At 46.0% G+C, this 19404-nt stretch carries 20 protein-coding genes and 1 tRNA gene; 9 read left to right on the forward strand and 12 right to left on the reverse strand.

The window, feature by feature from the left end; translation table 11 throughout:
• The first annotated feature begins 7 nt into the window (after positions 1–7).
• Together ACLVWR_RS07795 and ACLVWR_RS07800 are read left to right on the forward strand one after the other, a co-directional pair.
• Positions 8–98, forward strand: a tRNA-Ser gene (locus tag ACLVWR_RS07795).
• A gap of 123 nt (positions 99–221) precedes the next feature.
• Entirely contained in the window at positions 222–668 is a 447-nt protein-coding gene (locus tag ACLVWR_RS07800) for a 3'-5' exonuclease (RefSeq protein WP_413583246.1), read from the forward strand.
• Here the strand turns inward: ACLVWR_RS07800 and ACLVWR_RS07805 are convergent.
• Both ACLVWR_RS07805 and ACLVWR_RS07810 read right to left on the reverse strand, forming a co-directional pair.
• Positions 665–1063 (reverse strand): SRPBCC domain-containing protein, encoded by a 399-nt coding sequence (locus tag ACLVWR_RS07805; RefSeq protein WP_413583247.1) that lies wholly within the window; start codon positions 1061–1063, stop codon positions 665–667. The two genes, ACLVWR_RS07800 and ACLVWR_RS07805, sit on opposite strands and share 4 nt — an antisense overlap.
• A gap of 97 nt (positions 1064–1160) precedes the next feature.
• A complete protein-coding gene (locus ACLVWR_RS07810; protein ID WP_413583248.1) occupies positions 1161–2357 on the reverse strand; it encodes an MFS transporter in 1197 nt (398 codons plus the stop codon).
• Between the two features lie 135 nt (positions 2358–2492).
• Here ACLVWR_RS07810 and ACLVWR_RS07815 point away from each other — a divergent pair, with 135 nt between their 5' ends.
• The gene (locus ACLVWR_RS07815) at positions 2493–2969 is read left to right on the forward strand and encodes a VOC family protein (protein WP_413583249.1); all 477 of its coding nucleotides are present in this window, start codon (positions 2493–2495) and stop codon (positions 2967–2969) included.
• On the opposite strand, the gene ACLVWR_RS07820 is transcribed toward ACLVWR_RS07815, so the two are convergent.
• Together ACLVWR_RS07820 and ACLVWR_RS07825 are read right to left on the reverse strand one after the other, a co-directional pair.
• Positions 2962–4068, reverse strand: a complete 1107-nt coding sequence (locus ACLVWR_RS07820) for a hypothetical protein (protein WP_413583250.1) — start codon at positions 4066–4068, stop codon at positions 2962–2964. The genes ACLVWR_RS07815 and ACLVWR_RS07820 overlap by 8 nt on opposite strands.
• Before the next feature lie 105 nt (positions 4069–4173).
• Positions 4174–6597: a PA14 domain-containing protein gene (locus ACLVWR_RS07825; RefSeq protein ID WP_413583251.1), complete on the reverse strand. Its 2424-nt coding sequence runs from the start codon at positions 6595–6597 to the stop codon at positions 4174–4176.
• A gap of 222 nt (positions 6598–6819) precedes the next feature.
• Between ACLVWR_RS07825 and ACLVWR_RS07830 the strand changes: the two genes are divergently transcribed.
• The 3 genes from ACLVWR_RS07830 (at position 6820) to ACLVWR_RS07840 (ending at position 9436) form a co-directional block, all read left to right on the forward strand.
• On the forward strand, positions 6820–8352 hold the full coding sequence (locus tag ACLVWR_RS07830) for a YiiX/YebB-like N1pC/P60 family cysteine hydrolase (protein WP_413583252.1): 1533 nt from the start codon (positions 6820–6822) through the stop codon (positions 8350–8352).
• A 148-nt stretch (positions 8353–8500) separates the two neighbouring features.
• Positions 8501–8941, forward strand: coding sequence for an SRPBCC family protein (locus ACLVWR_RS07835; protein WP_413583491.1), 441 nt, complete (start codon positions 8501–8503; stop codon positions 8939–8941).
• Between the two features lie 12 nt (positions 8942–8953).
• A complete protein-coding gene (locus ACLVWR_RS07840; protein WP_340598458.1) occupies positions 8954–9436 on the forward strand; it encodes a DUF4442 domain-containing protein in 483 nt (160 codons plus the stop codon).
• Positions 9437–9450: 14 nt separating this feature from the next.
• On the opposite strand, the gene ACLVWR_RS07845 is transcribed toward ACLVWR_RS07840, so the two are convergent.
• The 3 genes from ACLVWR_RS07845 to ACLVWR_RS07855 form a co-directional block, all read right to left on the reverse strand.
• Complete coding sequence (locus ACLVWR_RS07845; RefSeq protein ID WP_413583253.1) at positions 9451–10227, reverse strand: hypothetical protein; 777 nt, start codon at positions 10225–10227, stop codon at positions 9451–9453.
• 136 nt (positions 10228–10363) lie between these two features.
• Complete coding sequence (locus tag ACLVWR_RS07850) at positions 10364–11614, reverse strand: DEAD/DEAH box helicase (protein ID WP_413583254.1); 1251 nt, start codon at positions 11612–11614, stop codon at positions 10364–10366.
• 52 nt (positions 11615–11666) lie between these two features.
• Positions 11667–12059 (reverse strand): DoxX family protein, encoded by a 393-nt coding sequence (locus tag ACLVWR_RS07855; protein ID WP_413583255.1) that lies wholly within the window; start codon positions 12057–12059, stop codon positions 11667–11669.
• Between the two features lie 116 nt (positions 12060–12175).
• On the opposite strand from ACLVWR_RS07855, the gene ACLVWR_RS07860 reads away from it, so the two are divergent.
• Positions 12176–13006, forward strand: coding sequence for an aldo/keto reductase (locus tag ACLVWR_RS07860; protein WP_413583492.1), 831 nt, complete (start codon positions 12176–12178; stop codon positions 13004–13006).
• 1 nt (position 13007) lies between these two features.
• On the opposite strand, the gene ACLVWR_RS07865 is transcribed toward ACLVWR_RS07860, so the two are convergent.
• From ACLVWR_RS07865 to ACLVWR_RS07885, 5 genes are all read right to left on the reverse strand, one after another.
• A complete protein-coding gene (locus tag ACLVWR_RS07865) occupies positions 13008–13508 on the reverse strand; it encodes a hypothetical protein (RefSeq protein ID WP_413583256.1) in 501 nt (166 codons plus the stop codon).
• Positions 13505–14614, reverse strand: coding sequence for a 3-oxoacyl-[acyl-carrier-protein] synthase III C-terminal domain-containing protein (locus ACLVWR_RS07870; RefSeq protein WP_413583257.1), 1110 nt, complete (start codon positions 14612–14614; stop codon positions 13505–13507). Before ACLVWR_RS07870 ends, ACLVWR_RS07865 begins: the two co-directional genes overlap by 4 nt.
• A gap of 70 nt (positions 14615–14684) precedes the next feature.
• Entirely contained in the window at positions 14685–15938 is a 1254-nt protein-coding gene (locus tag ACLVWR_RS07875; RefSeq protein ID WP_340598466.1) for an AmpG family muropeptide MFS transporter, read from the reverse strand.
• A 15-nt stretch (positions 15939–15953) separates the two neighbouring features.
• A complete protein-coding gene (locus tag ACLVWR_RS07880) occupies positions 15954–17597 on the reverse strand; it encodes a hypothetical protein (RefSeq protein ID WP_413583258.1) in 1644 nt (547 codons plus the stop codon).
• Between the two features lie 49 nt (positions 17598–17646).
• Positions 17647–18180 (reverse strand): HNH endonuclease, encoded by a 534-nt coding sequence (locus ACLVWR_RS07885; RefSeq protein WP_413583259.1) that lies wholly within the window; start codon positions 18178–18180, stop codon positions 17647–17649.
• A 156-nt stretch (positions 18181–18336) separates the two neighbouring features.
• Here ACLVWR_RS07885 and ACLVWR_RS07890 point away from each other — a divergent pair, with 156 nt between their 5' ends.
• Positions 18337–18816, forward strand: a complete 480-nt coding sequence (locus tag ACLVWR_RS07890; RefSeq protein WP_413583260.1) for an FKBP-type peptidyl-prolyl cis-trans isomerase — start codon at positions 18337–18339, stop codon at positions 18814–18816.
• 20 nt (positions 18817–18836) lie between these two features.
• On the forward strand, positions 18837–19328 hold the full coding sequence (locus ACLVWR_RS07895; protein WP_340598470.1) for a YajQ family cyclic di-GMP-binding protein: 492 nt from the start codon (positions 18837–18839) through the stop codon (positions 19326–19328).
• The last annotated feature ends 76 nt before the right edge of the window (positions 19329–19404 follow it).

Consider the following 19404-nt stretch of genomic DNA (forward strand, 5'->3'; position numbering starts at 1 on the left):
TCCCGATGGACAGGTGGCCGAGTGGCTGAAGGCGCACGCCTGGAACGCGTGTGTAGGTCAAAAGCCTACCGAGAGTTCGAATCTCTCCCTGTCCGCCATTTTTGCAAAGCAAATACATGACCCATCCGACGTTCAAGTTTCTATCTTTTCCTGGGAAAATTCATCTGATCAATACGGATCAAGAACTACATCGGATTTCGCGCGAGCTGGAATCTCATGCAATGCTTGGCTTTGATACGGAAACGCGACCGTCTTTTAAAAAGGGCGAGTCCTATCCAGTGTCCATGTTGCAATTGGCGACAGACACTGACGCCTATATTATTCGTCTTAAGCACATCGGACATACTGAAGTAATTAAAAATATTTTTGAGAATCCTGAAGTCGTTAAAGTTGGCGCGGCAATCAGGGATGACCTTAAGCAATTGCAAAAGCGATTTCCATTTCATCCGCACGGCTTTATTGAACTGCAAACCGTGGCTAAATCTATGAAGTTAAATAATATTGGCCTTAAAGGTATGACTGAAGAAGTTCTGCACGCCACGATTTCCAAAGGTCCTAAAACCACAAATTGGGACGCACAGGTTTTAACCGAAAAGCAGATTCTGTATGCGGCAACAGATGCCTGGATCGGCCTTAAGCTTTATCAAAAGCTGACTTCGCAATCTTAAGCTAGATTTTCCAAATACTTTTTTATCGGATCCCAGTTGTACTTGCGCCATCCCAGTTCAATAGATGGAATCATTTCTTTGGGCACGCCTCGATGAATCAAAACCAGCTCTGTGTCGTTTTTGGCTGTCGGCTTTAAATTGAAAGTCGCCATCGAGAAGATACCCTCAGGGAAGCTATGCCCTTTCCATGCCTGGACAATTCTTTTGTTTCGAACCAGCTCGACAATTATACCGGTCGCTTGGCCCCCATAAACGGAAAATGGAGCTCCGGCTGACTTGCCAATGCTGGCCTTTTTCCCGGTTATAGAAGCGTACTTTTTTGAATCTGTGAGCAGTTTGTAAATTACTTCTGGAGGAGCTTTAAAATGAACTTTCTGCTTTATTGTTTTACACACTTCCGACCTCCCGAGATTGTCTATCATTATAGCGGAGTCGCTAAAACACGGGAACCGGAAGTGTCGTGGTTGTTGCGAAGCAAAAACCTGATTGCAGTTAGTGCATTAGCTGGTCTTTGGATACCGGCAAATCTATCTTGCCACCTTTGCGGAAAAGTTTAATGGCGACTATCAAACCAGTGAACGCAAGACCCGCGCCGACCCACAGTGGGGAGTTGAAGGTCAGTCCCGCCGCCAAAGGCAGTCCTCCCAGGAATGCGCCCAGGGAATTCCCTAAATTAAAAGCACCTTGGCCGATGGAGGAGCCCAGCAAGGGGGATTCCTTCGAGGAGTTGATCAGGATGATTTGTATCGGAGCTCCCATAGCCATGGCGATGGCACCAGTTGTAAAAGTCAGGAAGATCATCGGGATAAGATGCGAAGCCAACAAAGAATCCAATATCAGTACTGAGATCATAGCGATCAGCAGGTACACAACCGCTTTAATCGCTGACATTGAATCAGCCATTCTTCCGCCCATCCAATTGCCCACAGTCATTCCCACTCCAGCCAATGACAGGAAGTAAGGAACATATTCTTTCGACACTCCAGTCACGTTTGTAAGCAGGGGAGTGATATAACTAAACCAGGCAAAGAAGCCGCCAAAGCCAATAGAGGCAATGACGATGGCGTACCATAGGGAGGGATTTTTGAAGATCACGAAATCCTGACGGACGCTACCACCTTTGTTTTCTGATTCGAAATCGGGAATCGTCATTGAGATTGCGATGAGAGTTGCGACACCGACGACAGCGACTAACGCAAAGGATGCGCGCCAGCTGACCATCTGGCCAATATAGGTAGCTATTGGAACGCCGATGATATTACAGATCGTCAGACCGCTTAGCATGACTGCGAAAGCAGAGGCGGCTTTACCTGGTCCAGCAATTCTGCCGGCGACAACGGCTCCGACGCCAAAGTAAGCTCCGTGTGGAAGTCCCGATAAAAATCTTAGAATCAACAATGCCGTGCTGTTGGGTGCCAATGCCGATAATCCGTTGAACACCGTAAAGAGTGTCATCAATGCCAATAGCATTTTTTTGGGAGGAAGGTTGCGCCCCGCAATCACTAGTAACGGAGCTCCGACAACGACTCCTAATGCATAAGCGGCAATGTAGTGACCTGCTTGCGCGATTGTGACGTTCATAGCCTTCGCAACATCAGGAAGAAGTCCCATGATGACGAATTCTGTAAGACCGATACCGAAACCACCAATGGCTAATGACAAAAGACTGCGAGGAATGCGTGATGACATGGGCAGAGGATAGCACAATTGTTGTGAACCTTGTGTCAGGTATTTAAATTAATTTCCAACTCGACTGGTTTAAGAAGATATCTCGCGTATGATATTCAAAGCATTTTATTATCCACAGCAAGAAGGAGAAAAACTATGAGTGAATTAGTAACCTGCGTTTGGTTTGACCATGGGGAGGCCAGCAAAGCCGCTGCTTTTTATGCGAAAACGTTTCCCAACAGCAGTGTGGGCCGAGTGAATAAAGCCCCTGGGGAATTTCCAGGCGGAAAAGAGGGTGTGGAGCTGACGGTTGAGTTCACAGTCATGGGGCGCAAGTTCGTGGGGCTTAACGGAGGACCAATATTTAAGCCCAATGAGTCTGTAAGCTTTATGGTCATCACTGAAGATCAAAAAGAAACAGATCACCTTTGGAATACCATCATAGATAACGGTGGGGCCGCCAGCGACTGTGGTTGGTGTAAGGACCGTTGGGGATTCTCCTGGCAGATCACGCCCAGAGTTTTGTTGGATTTAACCACCAGCTCAGACCCAAAAATCGCCAAGAAAGCATTTGATTCGATGATGACGATGCAAAAGATTGATATTGCAACTCTTCAGGCAGCGGTTAGTTAGATTTCTCGATCCATGTCAGGGCGCCAAGTTCATAGAATGATCGATCCAAAAGGACCTTGGCGTCCACCCATCCATCGCTGTTGGCTTTCTGCCAACTTTCACCCCAGGAATTTTGAACTTGAACGGCGTCGTAACAGTCGCCAGGACTTTTGCAAACTTTACGATATCCCTTTATGACAACTCCGTGGCCGAGCCCTGCTGGATTACCATTTTTATCTTTCAGTTCCAAGCAGGCCTTTATGCTCTTTACCTTAAGTTCATTCTGTGTGCAGAAGCTCATGGCAATAGGTCTTTTCTTGGCTAGCACCTCTTTGACCTTTGAGATTGTTTCAGAATAGTTGCTTTTCTTTTTAGTCGGAAACTGTTGAAGTTCCCATTTGCTTAAAGGTTCAAGCTGATGATCAAGGCAGCTTTCATAAGGAATCAGAAGTCTATCCAAAAATATGGCATAAGTTTCCATTGAAAAGGCTTCCAGAATTTCCTGATTGCTTGTTTTTAAACCGTAGTTCCTTTTTAGTTCTTCGGCTTTAGCGGTAGCGTATTCAAGTCCACACTTAGGGCAGGATTTGGATTTTTTTTGATAGGTTTTATAGGCATCTTTGAAGGTCTTCCACATTGCGTATTCAAGTTCGGATGCTTTTTTTGCATCAGGAATTTTTGAAACCAATTGATCAAAGGGTGCACAAGCCTCATTGACCGTCCAATTCTGAAGTGCTCTATGCAATACAAATTGCGGAGAACCACCTTCATTAATTCCCCAAAGATAATCACGATTGTCTTTCTCGCCGGCGTATTCAGTCGCAGAAGGTCCCTTCACTGTATAGCGAGTTGAATCCAAAACAGAGTGCTTTTGGGTATCAGTGGCATTGGTGCAGTCGGCAATCTTATTTTCAACACAATACGCTTCATCCAGGATTGTCGTGGCAACAAAAGAATAGCAAATTCCGAGGGAATCCTGAGAGCGCGTTCGAGGCATGTTCGTTACAGTCAGAACTTCGGTGTTGGATTTAAGATGATCTTCAGGGATGGGATTTAATCCAAAGGAGGCGAATGTGCATGAAGAGTAGAAACAGACACAAACTGCCCAGAGTACTTTCATTCTGTGATGTCCCTTGTTCGGATTACTAATAATTTGATTTTCCTAGGGAACAGCGAAAGAAGAAAGTTCGTGTTTTTAATCTGGGCTATGGACTAGGAGTGGTTTTCAAAACAGGAACTGCCGAGGAACAATCTGTTTAGTTCGAGAGGGGCTCTGCCAGTAAAGCTGAATCACAGAGCTTCCGCTATTTTCATAGAAATCCAGTTCGACGTCATATTTTTGACCGGCGACCAGGGCAATAGTGCCGCAGTTTTCAGTAACTGCGTGGTCCGTCCAATTGTTGACGACATAGACATTATTTATCTTCAAGCGGACTCCATCATCAGAACGCGTGCAGAACGTGTATGTTTCGGAATACTGGGCCAGAATCTTTCCTGACCAGCGAATGGAGAACTGATCGCCAACACCTAAGGGAGCTGCGCCAGCGGCCCAGTCAAAGTTGATCGTGCCGTCAATGCGCGATCCCTTAAATCCAGAAGCGGTCAAAGTTCTGTTTGCATAGTAAGAGCCGCGTAGTCCCATGCCTTGCTCTGCCAGATTCTCGGTCGCCGAATCACTGACAGTTACGTTGAGTGTGCCACTGACAGGCCCTAAGGCTGCAGTCAGTACTGCGGTGCCTTCGGTAAGAGAAGTCACTTCACCTTTTTCAAGATCAAAATTGCTGACGCTCATCACACTGCTTTGGCTGGAGGACCAGTTCACAAGGTCCGTCAAATCCGTGCTGCCGCCATCGCTGAATTGCCCGTAGGCCCGTGCTTGAAATTTCTTACCACTGTTAATACTGACAGAGTTTGGATTGAGCACAATGCTATTCAAAGTTGCAGGAGCCAGAACCCATTCTGTGGAAGCAGATTTTCCCTGCATACTGGTGGTGATCTGAAATCCCACGGTGGAGCTGCCGGTGTAGGTATTCAGCAAAGTTCCTTTGTTTTCGGCGGCTGCGCTGATTTGTCCAATGCTGGCATTAGAGACCGTGAAGCTTGCATTTTCCGTAACATCATATTCGATGCCATCTGAGAAAGTGGCATAGGCTTTAAGGGGGATATTAACGTTCTTTGGAATCATCAATCCTGGCGGACTTAGTCTGATACTTGAAACGGTTGCAGCAGTGGTCGTAAAGGATATAACAGTGGATTTCCCCTGCCATAAAACCTGAACGTTAGTGGAACCTGCCGCTTGGGCGATAAGTGTACCTTTTTGATGGTCGAAATTTTTTGCGGTTACCACCTGATTGTCTGCGACGACCCAATCCACAAGTTCATTGACGACTTCGGTGCTATTGTCATCATAGTTCGCTGTGATCGTAACTTTCTTTTGGCTCCCTGCCGGTAGTGAAATGCTGGTTTCAGAAGCGGTAAGAGAATTTAGTTTTTTCGCCGACACTTTAACCAAACCCGATCCCGTAGCGGAACCAAGTGTGGAAGAGATTGCCGTATTCCCGGCACTCAGAGCTTGAACAAATCCTGAATTAAAAATGGCGATCGAAGCGTCAACTAACGACCAGGAGGATGAATTTGTGACGTCAGTGGTTGACCCGTCAGATAGAACTGCCATGGCGCGAATACTTTGCGACAGTCCAATGGAGCTGTTAATAAGCGCCGGACTTAAAGATATCGAAGAAACAGAGCTGCTGGAAACTGTAATGGAGCGGGTGGCGGAAACTGCACCGACTTCCGCCATCACATTGGCTGTGCCTCCGGCAACGGATTGCAAAAGTCCTTTATTTGAAGCGTTGTCGACAGTGACCTTGTTGTTGTCAGAGCTGCTCCAGGTAGCAACGCCCGTGAGGTCCTGAGTGGAGCCATCGTTGTAGGTTCCTGTTACTTTAAGATTCTTTAGCGTTGCCGCAAGCATGGTGACCTGGCTGGGGCTGATTTGCAAGGAGGTGAGGGTTGTGGATTTAACTGTCACGGATCTGCTGACTTGAGTTCCTGCAAACGTGAAGGTCACATTGGAAGTGCCCGCCGCATCTCCGGAGAAATCAGAATCGCTGCGACTTAAAACGGAAACGTCAGAGGAATCCCAGACCCCAAAGTCCTTCAAATTTCTGACCTGGCTATCTGAATAAACCCCGACCGCATCAGCGGTGAAGGTCGCTCCTCGATTTAATTGCGCTGGAACATTTGAAATCGAAATCGAGTTCAGTGTCGGGCAGCTGATCTGAATATTGCTGACATCAGCGCTTGCCACTGTCCCGCTAGAATTCTGTAAGGAGCACTGGATGGTCGGATTTTGAGGGAGGGAGAGAATTGAAACTGTATATGCATCACCTGATTTGATTTTGGTGGTGAAGGCAAAGCTTGTTGCGCCAGAGCTTAAAGTTTTGGTTTCGGAGCCATTGAGGCGTACAGAGATTGAGTCGTGTGCCAAACCCGCAATCGAACCACCAATTGAGTATTCGGCAACAGGGGTTGGCGTTGAAGCAACCGGATTGGTTGAATTCTCGTCTTCTTCGGACTGAGAACTGCATCCCGTGAAGAAAACGGTAACTGTAAGTAGAAGAAGAACGTGCCGAACTACATTGAACATGTCTTATATATCGGTCGCAGAATCCCAGGTCTTCATAATGCAAACGTGCGCAACCGTTCGATTTTTCGTTACAATCAAGAAACAAGAATTCTGGTGCATATAACTTTTGAATCATGATCCCTGCAGAAAATCACACTTTGGTCGGGAAACTTCTCCGTCCTTGGTCCTATCATGGGAAACAGTGATAATACCGATTATGGTAATAGATTCGGAGGGATGGACGTGAAGAAGTACATTGTGGGTTTCGCGCTCGTGGTTTTAGTTTCAGCTTTGTTTTTCGCAAAATACACAGGTGACGACACCATTTCTTCTTCTGAAAGAACTCCAGCCGAAAGTTCCACTGCAGTTTTCGGCACGGATGAGCTTTTTACCGGCTCCAAGAAAGTCCTGTCTGACTTGAATAATCCCAATGTATTCAACGCTCGAACTTGCGCAGAGGTCGTGAACAAGGTCACTGATTACTTGTTTTACCTTCCGGCGAACCATTTTATCCCTAAGACTGATGCAGAAAAAGAGCAGCTGAAAACAAAGGGTCCCGACCTTTTAAACACCGTGTTTCAGATCCGCGTGACCTTGCATGAGAAACTTAAACAGTTTGATTCCAGGAATGAGCTGGAAGGCAATTGCATCCAGAAGATTCGTGAAGGATTTCAATACGCACGATTTACGGAAGAATATATTTTGGATTGGCTTTATGCTCAAAAGGTTTACACGTTTAAGAAAACCCCAGTTTTGATAGATGAACAACCCAGTACTTGGACAAACCCAAAGTTTAAAGGATTTCAGTTGCAGTCTGGTGACGTGATGCTGATAAGAGGCAAATCCTATGTGTCAGCCATGATTGCACGTATTGCCGACGAAGAGGGAAACTTTTCTCATGCCGCTATTGTTGGCGAGGATAAAGCCGGTAATAAATATGTTGTGGAAGCCTTGATCCAATACGGGGTGGTTGTCACACCATTGGAAAAATGGCGTCAGGCCGAAGATTCACGAGTGGCTTTGTTCCGATATCCTGATCAGGCACTTGCCAAGAAAGCGGCTCGTTATATGTATGATCTTGCGCAGGGAGCGTTGGAACGCAAACAAGGCATTCGCTACGATTTTTCCATGAACGACGATGACTACTCCTCAATGTTCTGCTCAGAAGTGATCCGCGTCGCCTATGACAAGGCCTCGGGCGGAAAGGTGATGATTCCAAAATTCCGTAGCACGACTACCAAGTTTAAAGATCATAAGTATCCACGCACTCTTGGGGTGACCAAAACATCTTTGTTTGCTCCATACGATGTCGAAGTGGACCCGCGTTTTGACTTTATTGCTGAATACAGATTCATGCCACTGCTGCGCCAGGTTCGCATGCAGGATGCAGTCCTGCAAAGTGTCTATAGTTGGATGATTGAAAAGGGCTATGATTTCCATTGGGATCTTGGCCATAGCTCAAAATCATATCTTGCGAAGTTAGTAAGGCAGTTTGGTGTGGCGAAAGAGTCTTTGCCCAAGTATATGCCGGTGGAAACGATAAAAACCACCGTGCAGTTTGAAACTGTCGCAGCAGCACTGGAAAAGAATATTTATAAAAAGGAAGCAGAGTACTATAAAAAGAATGGTTATCTTCCTTCGTTCCAGGACATGCTGGCTATCAATGAGGCTTTCAGAGTGCAGGATTGTAAGAATGGCAAGCGCTTCGAGCTTCCAGGCATTGATCGCTCCCAGTTCCATGGCTTCTTCTACAGTGATTCCAAAAGCTGCGAATAGTGATTTCTATCACTTCCCCGTTGTTCGTATTGAATAAATCCACATAAGATTCTTCAATACGATCAGTGGGGGAAAGATGAAGCTAAATTTCACCGTAGCACTGTTGTGTTTGTTCATTTCTATTTACACCGCAAATGCCCAAGTTAAGATGTTCAAGTCGGTCGTGCGACCTACGAAGGGAATTCTTGTGACCTATCCAGTCCATCAAGCGAGCGTTTCAATCCGTAAAAGTGCCAGCGAAGTGTATGAGTTCATGGTTCAGCCCGAGAATATGCCGCTATGGGCGCAGGGTTTAACCAAAGCTCAAATGAAGCAGTCAGATGATGGGTGGATTGCAGAGTCGCCGATGGGTAAGGTTAAGATCCGCTTCGTCCCCAGAAATAATCTGGGAGTACTGGATCACGATGTGACATTGCCTTCAGGGGAGGTAAATCATAATCCGCTGCGAGTCGTTCGCAATGGCGAGGGCAGCGAAGTGATATTCACACTATATCGTCTTCCCAAAATGTCAGATGAAGATTTTGAAAAGGATCAAAGAGCTGTACACAAAGACCTGCAGACTTTAAAATCTATTCTGGAAAATAGATAAGAGGTTGTGCGAATGATAACGGCGTTGCTTAGAAAAATGGGTTCAAAAACTCCGGGTTGGGTGGTTAAGGAGCTGATTAGCATCTGGCCGCCATACTTGGGCGCCGGTATTAGAATCATGGAAATTTCCAAAGACTACCGCTACATCAAAGTTTGCCTTAAGCAAACCTGGTACAATCGCAATTACGTGGGCACTCAATTTGGTGGTTCCCTTTATGCGATGACGGATCCATTTTATATGCTGATGCTGATCAATAACCTGGGACAGGATTATTATGTCTGGGATAAAGGGGCGACTATTGATTTCGTTTCTCCGGGGAAAAGCCAGGTCACTGTTGAGTTCCGAATTGATGATGAGATCATTAATAGAGTTCTAAAAGAAACTGCCTCTGGCGAAAAGTACATCTTTGATCTTCCTGTACAAGTAGTGGATATCAAAGGTGAGGTGGTGGCGACTGTTCTTAAAAAGCTCTATGTGCGCAAGAAAAAGAAATAGCCGCACTCGAATTTCTAAAAAGAAATCTGAAAACGAATATCGATATTGCTGGGCAGAGCACCCGGTGCCGCACTGATTTTATCAGAGGCATCGATTATTTTATCACCGGAGTAGGTGTCGTAGGCGCCACGCAATAGACTGGCCACAACGCTGGATGCAACTCCGATCCAGTAGGCCTGCTTCTTGGTTATATTCCATTGTTTGTAGGCCAAGGCGGCCGTTGAAACTGCGACCAGAGTGTCTGCAACCGAGTTAATAACTTTCGTGTTTCTTTCGGGATCATCACCGTCGGTGGTAGCCAATCCCTGAACCAAAGTTCCCGCGCCCACTTCCATCAGGATGTCTGAAGGATCATCTGTTTTTATGTTGGCAGGTCGGGAAATCTCAGTGGAAAACTGCAGGAGCTGTAAATCCGCAAGCAACATATGCTCATCCAATGTCACGATGAACTGAATAGTGTCGGGAATGGCATTGAAGTCGTTCTTGTTGTCGCATTGAAAATCCAGGACTGTGAACTTCCCTGAACTGCTCACTTTCAAAGTTTTGGAATAGCGGTGGTTGCGGACGCTGGGAACACAGGCCTTCACAAAGAGCTTCCAGACTGCGGAGGCTTTGGAAGGCACGGAATCCCTGGTTACGATCAGGTTCCCGGAATTAAGCTGAAGAGCGCGGTCAGCATGCATGGAGTACGTGGAATACTTGGTAGTATTCGAGGCATAAATGGATGAAGCTAAAGATGGCAGTGATAATAAAACCGTGCTTATCAGAATAAGATTTCTTAGTAATCCCATAGCTATTTCCCACCCCTTACGATGAGTGAGGATTAGCGAAACCTGTGCCATGCCTCAGAATAGCCAGGTCTAATTTCAGGCCGGAGACCGGGTAATATGGTGAAAACGATGTCCAAAAATTGGTCAGCTTACCCGGTTACTTTTTCTTCCATTTGGATTTTTTGGGATTTGCAAAAATATCCTCGCTGTCCAACAACGCTTGAAGGCTTTTGTCGATATCTGACATGTCCGATGCTTGGGACGCGATGATTTTATAGTCGGCCTTGTTCACCTTGATAACTTCAATAGGTTTGCCCAGTAAAGCCTCGATCTCTGCGAGCTGCTCTTTTTCCTCTGTTGCACAGAAGGAGACGGCGATGCCTTTGTTGAATCCACGACCAGTACGACCGATGCGGTGAACGTAGTTTTCCGGTTTTTCAGGCAAGTCATAGTTGATAACGTGGGTCACATCAGGGATGTCGATACCGCGTGCGCTGACGTCCGTTGCGATCATGATTTTGCATTCACCTTTGCGGAAGGCATTCATGACTTCGGCGCGGTCGGTTTGATCTTTCTCACCGTGCAGGGTCAATGAGGAAATCTGAACTCTTTCCAAGGCTTTTGAAACACGCTCTGCACGGACGCGCGTACGAACGAATACGATGAACTTTCCGTCAGAATTCTGATTGATGTATTCAGCCAGGAAGAATCGTTTGTCGTCCATTTCCACAAACATCACAAAGTGCTGAACATTTTTTGAAACAGGATCTTCAGGTGAAATTTCGATGCGAATGGCGCTGCTACGTACTTGGGAATACGCAAGCTTCTTGATTTCAGGATTAATTGTCGCTGAAAAAAACAATGTCTGGTGACGGCGATTTAGTTTTCTTTTGATGTCTTCGATGTCATCAATGAAACCCAGGTCCAACATCTGATCCGCTTCATCCAAAACCAAATGCTCGATGTAGTTGATATTGATAAAACCCTGAGCGATCAAATCAAACATGCGTCCTGGGGTCGCAATCAAAACGTCGATTCCGTCCTGAAGTTTTATGATTTGAGCGTCTTGTTCCACGCCACCGAATAAAGCGAAGGCTTTGACTTTGGTGTGTTTGGCAAGCTTGTTGAACACCTCACCAATCTGTTGCGCCAGTTCGCGTGTTGGAACCAACACCAGGCATTTGATACCGATAGCACGCTTGCTGCTTTTTTCAGAATGAATATGATTGATGATTGGAATTGCGAACGCCGCTGTTTTTCCAGTTCCTGTTTGGGCGATAGCCAGAACGTCGTCGCCTTTTAAAATTGCAGGGATGGCTTTGAACTGAATGTCAGTCGTGCGGAAGTAACCATTGTCGTTGAGATTACGAAGAAGATCTTCAGAGAGGTGGAATTTTTCAAATTTCATGGCAGACCTTTATCACCAAAGGTCTGCCGTGTCCAACTGCCTGAATTATTTACTATTTTTTGTGAAATAGCGCTTTGATTTTAGGTGCGTATGGAGGTGCAAAAAACGACAAATAGATCGTTAGAAGTCCCAGGATCAAAGCTAGAGCCAAGCCGCTTGGGGCAAGGAACGCGTGAACCAGGAAAATGTTCAAAACGATAGGTGCCAGGATGACCAGGGCAAGTGGCACGAACCAGCCGACCAATAGCAACAATCCACAAACAATTTCCGTGATTTTTAGAAGAGGGAAGAAGTAGACCGAAGCTGCCAACCCTTGGTTAAAAGTCATCAAAGCTTCTGGTAGATCTGTGGGTTGTGGGACCAAGTTAAACAGTCCAACGATACCAGAGGCGAAAAAAACGAAGCCCAATAGGATGCGTGCAATCAATGGTAATTTTGCTTTCATGAATACTCCTTTAATTCATTGAAAACCATGTTTGTTTTGTAAGCAATAAGTTATCGAAGAGTATCCATATGATGATCGAATGGGTTAAACTGATCCAATCTAGCAAAGGACTCATTATGGCATTCAACTCGGTAGTGAAATTGAAAGATGGCATTTCGATGCCTCAATTGGGCTTTGGTGTTTGGCAGGTTTCGGATGATGGCGCTGAAGCAGCGGTGATGGAAGCCTTTAAAGTGGGCTATCGCTCCATCGATACGGCTGCAATCTATCGAAATGAGAATGGTGTGGGCAGAGCCATCAAAAACAGCGGGCTGGCCCGCAATGAAATGTTCATCACCACGAAATTGTGGAACGAAGATCAGGGCTATGACAAGGCCATGAAGGCCGTTGATTCCAGTCTGAAAAAGCTGGGTTTGGAACAAGTTGATTTATACCTGGTTCATTGGCCATCGCCGAACCGTGGTTTGTACATGGAAACATGGAAAGCCATGGTGGAAATTAAAAAGCAGGGGAAGGCAAAATCAATCGGTGTGTCGAATTTTATGCCGGAACACTTAACCAGAATTATAGATGCAACGGGCGAAGTGCCGGTGCTGAATCAGATCGAACTACATCCGAAATTTCAACAAAAGGAACTGCGGGCATTTCACGCCAACCATGGAATTAGAACTGAATGCTGGAGCCCATTGGGTCAGGGGCAGATTCTTGAAGATGCACAAATCAAGGAAATCGCGGGTAAACATGGAAAGTCTGCGGCTCAGGTGATTATTCGCTGGCATTTGCAGAATGATTTCATTGTGATTCCCAAGTCAGTGACACCTTCGCGGATTAAGCAGAACTTTGATGTGGCGGATTTCACTTTGAGTTCGGATGAGATGGCGATTATCGAGAAAATGGACAGCAAGGCCGGACGTATTGGTCCAAATCCAATGACAGCCGAATTCTAAGTTATTCGCGAAAGTAATCGTAGAGTTCGTCCTGGGATACCTGACTGTAGCGAGCGGCTTGGCGTCGCTCCTGCAGTCGATCAGCGATAAAGTTCCAAAAGACGATCTGGTAGACGAAGAAAACCACAACTCCTAGAGCCATCATTAAAACAAAATGCGAATGGCTTTCCCAAAGTGAAATGGCTGAAAATAAAAGTAACGGGTGAACCACAAAAAGAAGTGCATGCAGCCACATCTCCTCGGCAGAACAGTGCTTGTGATGGACCCATTCGTCCTTGGTGATAAAGACACTCGAGAAGATCGCCAGACCATAATAAATGTATTCGTTGGTTTCAGTTTTTGGTGCGAATGAGATGAACAGGAGGCAGAGGATAACTGTTGCGGTATCCAAGGGGTGACCGATTCTCTCCCAACGAGGCAGTCCGCGTTTGTGGTGATAGAATACCTCATCGACAAAGATCAGTAGTCCTTGAAGGATGGATAAAGCCACAAACGCAATCATAGCTTCTCCATCAACCCTGCACACACTGTCAGCCCTGGTCCGAAAGCGTAGCTGACGATCAAAGTTCCAGAGGGAACTTCGGGATCTTCAAGAATAGACTCCCACAGATGGGGCAAAGTAGCTGATGACATATTTCCACGTCGGTAAAGCAGGTGGCGACTGGCATCGACCTGGGACTTTTTCAGCTCCAGTTGCTTTTCGACCTGATCGATAATCTTAGGCCCGCCGGGGTGGACTGCAAAAAGAGCTTCTTTTTGAATCTTCGCCAGGTCATAGCCGCGGCTGGTAAGCCATCGTTGAGTGAAATCTCTGATAGCTGCGCCCACCATGGAAGGCACATCCTTGGAGAGAGTCATCTTCATGCCCCAGTCCGAGACCATCCATTCCATCGCATCAGAACTGTCAGGAATAATTTCCTCATAGAGGGAAAGTATTTTGAATCCCGCTGGTGGTTTTTGATGGCTCATGCGATAGGCAATGCAGCCATCAGCGAAAAGACTTTGGATGACCATTTGTTCAAGTGTCGGGTCTTCGGGATTTAGATGTAAACTGCAGAGTTCCGTGTGCACCAGATCCACCGATTGCTTTTGTCCCAGGATCGAGTCGTTGGCCAAAAAACCTGAAGCCATGCGAAGTGCCGGGAACGCACCATAACAACCCATGTGATACGAATGGGTTACTGTCACAGGCTTGGGAGCACGCAAGGCAGTCAATTGGGCGGCACTCGGTGATACATAGCCTGTGCAGCTGACATGAATCATATCGTCCGGGAAGGATCTGGTTTCGTAAATTTCATTAAATAGTTTTTGCACGATTTCGTGATAGAACTCATGGCGGTAGTGCATGCTCACACCGCGATTCTTGGTGGTGATGGGATATATTCTATTATCGTCCCAGTTTTTTTCACCGACATCAGGCACAAAGAAGAAGCGTTTGTTAATTTGGTTCTCTGAACAACCCACTCGATGCAGAAGCTTTAGATAGTCTTCTTGGCTGTGAGTTTGGTCCTTCTGAGCCAAATGATGTGCGGTGGAAAGCCAATCCAGGCTTTCATTTTGCGAAACTTGATGAGGAGGCACTATTGAGTGAAAGTTTCCCAAGTACATTACCCCACTCTAGTGGGGTGAACTTGTACGGTGTAGATCCAGTGTGAACATACACCGCACTCCGAAATACTTACGATTCAAGACTCTGGTCGGTGTGATATTTCTTCATTCCAATGAGCATTAGCAAACCTGGCACCGCAATCAGTGCACAGATATAAAAGAAGTTCGCCCAGCCAAAATTTTTAACAATGTCTCCTGCAAATCCCGAGAAGAATGTTCTTCCAAGGGTCGCAAAGCTGGAGAGAATTGCATATTGAGTGGCTGTGTATTTTTTGTTGGTCAAAGCCGCCATGAATGCGACAAACGCTGAAGTGGCCATCCCGGTACTGATGTCTTCAAGAATAATCACAGCCGCAAAAGGCACCAGCTGATTTCCGGTGAAGGTCAGCATTGCAAACGCTGCTGTGGAAACCGCCTGCAGAATTCCAAATATCCAAAGTGAACGATAAATGCCGATATAGTAAATCGCGATACCACCCAGGAACATGCCAATAAGTGAAGATGCAAAGCCAAATGTTTTTGCAATAAGACCGATGTCGGCGTTGGTGAAGCCCATTTCCACATAGAATGGATTCAGTAAGGAGCCCGCAAGTGCATCACCGATTTTAAATAATAAAACGAACAACAGGATGTAGGCGGCACCCGGGCGCTTCAGAAATTCAGCGAAAGGGTCAACGACGGCCTGTAAAAGAGTTTTGGGAGGTGGTGAATCAAGCTTTGGTTCTGGTGCGAACAGGGTGGTGATAAATCCCACCGCCATGAAGCCAGCCATCAGGTAGTAAAGTTGTCCCCATGTGATGTCCCAGAAAGAGGAGCCGACAAGTCCGATACCCGCGCCACCTGAAATCAACATCGCTATTCGATAACCATAGATATTTAATGATGATCCAAGGCCCAGCTCCTCATTGGACAGGAGCTCGCGACGGTAAGCATCGATAGCGATGTCCTGAGTGGCGCTGAAGAAGGCGATAAGCACCGCCATCGCCGCCATCAAACCCAGATTGTTCAAAGGATTCAATGTTCCAATGAACAGCAATGAGGCCATCAAGAAAACCTGAGTAACCAGCATCCAGCTGCGACGACGTCCGGCTTTGAACAATGTGTAGCGATCCAAAAGAGGAGACCACAAGAACTTAAGCGAGTAGGCGATACCCACCCAGCTGAAGTATCCGATGGTACTGATGTCAACCTGTTCACGGGAAAGCCAGGTTTTTAAAGTCCCGCCAGTCAATGCCAGCGGCAAACCACTGGAAAAGCCCAACAACAGGATGATGAGCATGTTTTTGCTGAAAAGTTCTTTGAGGATGTTTTTCTTGGCTGCCATTACTGTGAGGTCTTTCTATTGCTGAGCTATTTTTTTAAGTCGTTTGCGCATTGTCCATAAAAGATGACTGATGTAGGGTCTGCGCACTTCACCAGTTGTCACCATCAGAAGTTTGGTGATCTTCAGGTTCACTGCATCGGTATATAATAAAATCAGCATCTCGTGAATGAAGTTGGTGTTTAAGGTGACATGGTTGTCAGTTCCCACACCCAGCTGCACTCCCTTTTTCTCCCACCAGGAGAACGGATGATCTTTGTAGTCCTCAAACTTGCCAGTGAGTTTGTTGTTCGAGGATGGGAGTGAGACCAGCGTGACGCCTTTTTGAATCATGCGATTCAAAACGTCGTGCTGATAATGCTCCACTTCGCGCGCTGTATGAAATTTTGCCTTTACCAGCAGTATTTTTTCTTCGTCACTCAGGCGTTCGCCTTTTAGGACTTTGTCCAGAACGTGACGGTTGTCGGCCCAATCCAGCTCAACCAGCTCGCGATACAAAGGATCTTTTTCGGTAAAGCCTTTGCCGTCTTGATTGCGTTTGATAAAATCCTGGTAAAGACGATGGAAGTATTTGTTTGGGTTGATGCCCAGACTGATTCCGTGCTCAAGAGTATCGATGTGCCAGATATTCATGGCATTATCGACAGCTTGAATGCCTTTTTTCAATGTATGCCAGGTTTCACCATGATGCGACCGGATTTTGAAGCCGCGATATTGCAGTTTTCGGAATCCCGGCTGCATTTCATTGAAATGTTCTTTGCGATAAAGTTCACGCTCATCACCAACGGTGTCAGCATCCGTCATGACTTTTTGCAAATAAGGATACTTGTCCAGCATCTGCACAAGTTCATCAATCTGCGCCATGAAATGCTCTTTGCGTGTTTTAAAGTTTTCTGCGTCAAAATGATTGGCTTCTTTACGGAAAGACGGGGACAGGATGAATTTGAAGTCGCCATGCTCGTCCTGAAATTTTTTGAAACCATCATAAAGACCCAATACCACATCCTCAGGAGTGACATCGTCAATTCCCGGGATCTGCTCTGAAGAGCTGGAAGTGGAACGCGACAAGGAAAACTTCAGACGAATCGACCCGACGTTGAAATTGTAGTACAGGTCCTTTGCCATGTGATAAGCCGCTTCGGAGTGAACTTCGCGGTTTAGGAAGATCAGTTTTGGCAAATACAGAATTTTTAAGTAGCGGGCGAAACCTTCGTTTTCCTGAAGTCGAATCAGTTTATCGACGTCCTCAACACTTCGAATCGGCAGAGCCTGGGCGCCGTAAACTTCCGTGATCTTTTCCTCGTAGATCGCCTTGTCCGGTCCTTCCAAAAGTTTTTTCAACCTCGGATAGATGAAGTCCGCTGAAAGTGCGCCGGTCAGATGAATATGCTCTTCGTGATACTTTAAAGGAAAGTTTTTGAAGAATTCAAACAGGGCCGCTGATATTGGATGTTTCAAAAGTGTGGAGATGGTGATTTCATTGACTTGAAATCGATTCAACAGATTGCGGAATTCCGCAATTTTTTGAAAAGCCTCAGGATGTTTTTGATTTAAATCAGAAGACAGCAGCAAATCCAAAGTGTCCGATAAGGAAATACCATTGGTTTCACTGATAGTTGTAGTCAGAGCTGCGACCAGCTGATTGTGAATGTCCTTATTCACGCAAGCCCCCTTTTATCAAGGTTAGCCGGGAATAAGGACGATGTCACGACTATCCGGTTTTTAGGACGAGGTAGGGCTGCCAGTCAGGTGGTACATGATCGGCACTAATTTCCAGTTGTAATGTTGGAAGCCAGTTCGGAGCGCGTGGTTCAGACAACAATGGCATATTCGCTGTGCGTGGAGTGCGGTTCGCTTTGCGCTGATTGCAATCTCGGCAGGCAGAAACAACATTTGTCCAATTTTTAGGTCCGTTATGAGAGGCAGGTACGACGTGATCAAGAGTGAGCTGTTTGGCGTTGAGTTTATCGCCACAGTATTGGCAGGTATAATTGTCGCGGATATAAACGTTTTCTCGGCAGAATCTGACAGCATGGCTGCCCCGAGGTTTCACGTAGGTTTTCAACCTTAGTACACTGGGGAGTTGAAACCTCAGTTGTACCGACCTAGCGAAGGTCGCGTGATACTCCAGTATTTCTACCTTGTCCTGAAACCACAATATCAAGGCCTTTTGCCAACTTACAACCCGCATGGGTTCGTAACTTGAATTTAGCAGTAAGGACCTCAGTGAGGCCATGTGCTGCATGTATCCCCCGTTCTGGTGCGTTCCTAAACTCAAGTATATCTAATATTGGAACGTAAAAACAAGTTCTACCTCAATTGTGAGCCATTTGGGGGCTTTTATATTGCCAAAAGGCTAGGAAAAGTGGGATACGGACGTATCAAAATAAGGAGACTCACTATGAGACGTGTATTGGCATTTAACTACGTTCTAAAAGGCCCAGACGGCAAAATTCTAGATCAATCTGAAAAAAATCAGCCACTACCTTTCCTTGAAGGCGCTGGACAAATCCTTCCAAAACTTGAAGAAGAAATCAAAAACATGAAGGAAGGCGACAAGAAAAACGTTAAGCTTTCTGCAGCTGATGGTTACGGCGAAGTTCGTGACAACATGTTCATGGAAGTTCCAAAAGAGGAACTTGCACACCTTCCACAACTTGAAATCGGCGCGCACCTTCGTTTGGAGTTGGGCAACGGTCAACACATCGTTCGTGTTTCTAAAATCACTGACTCTCACGTAACTCTTGATGGCAATCATCCTCTAGCAGGAACTCCCCTAGAGTTCGATATCGAAATGGCGTTGGTAAGACCAGCAACAGAAGAAGAACTTCAGCACGGTCACCCACACGGTCTACACGGCGACGCCGGTCACCACCACTAGAGTTTACGGAGAAAGATATTATGCCATCGTTCGATATTGTATCTGAGTTGAATCTTCAGGAAGTTGATAACGGAATTAATCAGGCTCGTAAAGAGGTTGAGGGTCGTTATGACTTCAAGGGTTCCAAAGCTGAAATCGGCTGGGACAAAGATAAAAAAGAAATCAGTTTGTCTGCAGAGGATGAGTACAAAATCGAACAAATGGGTAGTATTTTACAAACGAAATTGCACCGACGTGGAGTCGATATCAAAGCAACTAAGTTTGATAAAATTGAAGCCGTTGGTGGACGTATGCTCCGCCAAAAGGTCACTTTGCAGCAAGGTATTGACCGCGAAGTAGCTAAAGAAATCATAAAAGCTATTAAAGACGCTAAGTTAAAAGTTCAGCCGCAAATTAACGACGACAAGGTCAAAGTTACTGGTAAGAGCATCGATGAATTACAGGAATGTATTGCTTTGATTCGCTCGGGTTCTTACGAAGTTCCATTGCAGTTTAATAATATGAGATCCTAAAATTGGGCTTGCACAGTTTTTGGGCTATGCTAGCCTGATTCTAGTTTACCCGTGAGTGTTCTCGATTTTTAGTTGT

This window comes from Bdellovibrio sp. HCB288 (assembly GCF_047305935.1).
GTDB lineage: Bacteria > Bdellovibrionota > Bdellovibrionia > Bdellovibrionales > Bdellovibrionaceae > Bdellovibrio.

What these genes read in the sequence shown, in the direction of transcription:
- ACLVWR_RS07865 (WP_413583256.1), bottom strand. Translation starts at nt 13,508, where the DNA reads ATGATTGCGTTTGTGGCTTTATCCATCCTTCAAGGACTACTGATCTTT.
- ACLVWR_RS07890 (WP_413583260.1), top strand. Translation starts at nt 18,337, where the DNA reads ATGAGACGTGTATTGGCATTTAACTACGTTCTAAAAGGCCCAGACGGC.
- ACLVWR_RS07820 (WP_413583250.1), bottom strand. Translation starts at nt 4,068, where the DNA reads ATGAAAGTACTCTGGGCAGTTTGTGTCTGTTTCTACTCTTCATGCACA.
- ACLVWR_RS07840 (WP_340598458.1), top strand. Translation starts at nt 8,954, where the DNA reads ATGATAACGGCGTTGCTTAGAAAAATGGGTTCAAAAACTCCGGGTTGG.
- ACLVWR_RS07860 (WP_413583492.1), top strand. Translation starts at nt 12,176, where the DNA reads ATGGCATTCAACTCGGTAGTGAAATTGAAAGATGGCATTTCGATGCCT.
- ACLVWR_RS07825 (WP_413583251.1), bottom strand. Translation starts at nt 6,597, where the DNA reads ATGTTCAATGTAGTTCGGCACGTTCTTCTTCTACTTACAGTTACCGTT.
- ACLVWR_RS07815 (WP_413583249.1), top strand. Translation starts at nt 2,493, where the DNA reads ATGAGTGAATTAGTAACCTGCGTTTGGTTTGACCATGGGGAGGCCAGC.
- ACLVWR_RS07885 (WP_413583259.1), bottom strand. Translation starts at nt 18,180, where the DNA reads ATGCAGCACATGGCCTCACTGAGGTCCTTACTGCTAAATTCAAGTTAC.
- ACLVWR_RS07870 (WP_413583257.1), bottom strand. Translation starts at nt 14,614, where the DNA reads ATGTACTTGGGAAACTTTCACTCAATAGTGCCTCCTCATCAAGTTTCG.
- ACLVWR_RS07875 (WP_340598466.1), bottom strand. Translation starts at nt 15,938, where the DNA reads ATGGCAGCCAAGAAAAACATCCTCAAAGAACTTTTCAGCAAAAACATG.
- ACLVWR_RS07850 (WP_413583254.1), bottom strand. Translation starts at nt 11,614, where the DNA reads ATGAAATTTGAAAAATTCCACCTCTCTGAAGATCTTCTTCGTAATCTC.
- ACLVWR_RS07845 (WP_413583253.1), bottom strand. Translation starts at nt 10,227, where the DNA reads ATGGGATTACTAAGAAATCTTATTCTGATAAGCACGGTTTTATTATCA.
- ACLVWR_RS07800 (WP_413583246.1), top strand. Translation starts at nt 222, where the DNA reads ATGCTTGGCTTTGATACGGAAACGCGACCGTCTTTTAAAAAGGGCGAG.
- ACLVWR_RS07895 (WP_340598470.1), top strand. Translation starts at nt 18,837, where the DNA reads ATGCCATCGTTCGATATTGTATCTGAGTTGAATCTTCAGGAAGTTGAT.
- ACLVWR_RS07855 (WP_413583255.1), bottom strand. Translation starts at nt 12,059, where the DNA reads ATGAAAGCAAAATTACCATTGATTGCACGCATCCTATTGGGCTTCGTT.
- ACLVWR_RS07810 (WP_413583248.1), bottom strand. Translation starts at nt 2,357, where the DNA reads ATGTCATCACGCATTCCTCGCAGTCTTTTGTCATTAGCCATTGGTGGT.
- ACLVWR_RS07835 (WP_413583491.1), top strand. Translation starts at nt 8,501, where the DNA reads ATGTTCAAGTCGGTCGTGCGACCTACGAAGGGAATTCTTGTGACCTAT.